Below are 431 nucleotides of genomic sequence, written 5' to 3' on the forward strand. Positions count from 1 at the left end.
GGGGTGGATGCTATGAGTTCCATCTGGGACGGGGAGGACACGATCGCGGGAGTAATCTGGATCCTCACCTCGATCGGCTCGATCAACTGGGGGTTGCTGGAGTTCTTCGACTACCACGCCGTCGCCGAGCTCGGGACCGCGGTCGGTTCGCCGACCGCCGCGACGGTCGTCTACGGTGCTGTCGCCGTCGCCGGCGTCATCACGCTCGCCGATCACGCCGGGTTCTACGACGTTCCGGACGTCGTCGACCGGATTCGCGGGGACGGAGGCGACTGATGAACCGCAACACAATCGCGGCCCTCGCCGTCGCGATCGTCGCGATCGCCGGGCTCGGTCTCGCCGCGGGCGGGGTCACCGGACAGGACGGCTCGGGCGAGCTCGTCAACGACTCGATCGAGGTGACCAACGACACCGATTCCGTCTACGTCGAC

General features: G+C 67.1%; 1 protein-coding gene. It reads left to right on the forward strand.

Annotation, left to right across the window (positions count from 1 at the left end; translation table 11 throughout):
• Positions 1-276: DUF378 domain-containing protein (locus tag D3D02_RS20160; protein ID WP_233560744.1), on the forward strand; the 276-nt coding region annotated here is incomplete at its 5' end.
• Between the last annotated feature and the right edge of the window lie 155 nt (positions 277-431).

This window comes from Halobellus sp. Atlit-38R, assembly GCF_003665925.1.
GTDB classification, from domain to species: domain Archaea; phylum Halobacteriota; class Halobacteria; order Halobacteriales; family Haloferacaceae; genus Haloquadratum; species Haloquadratum inordinatus.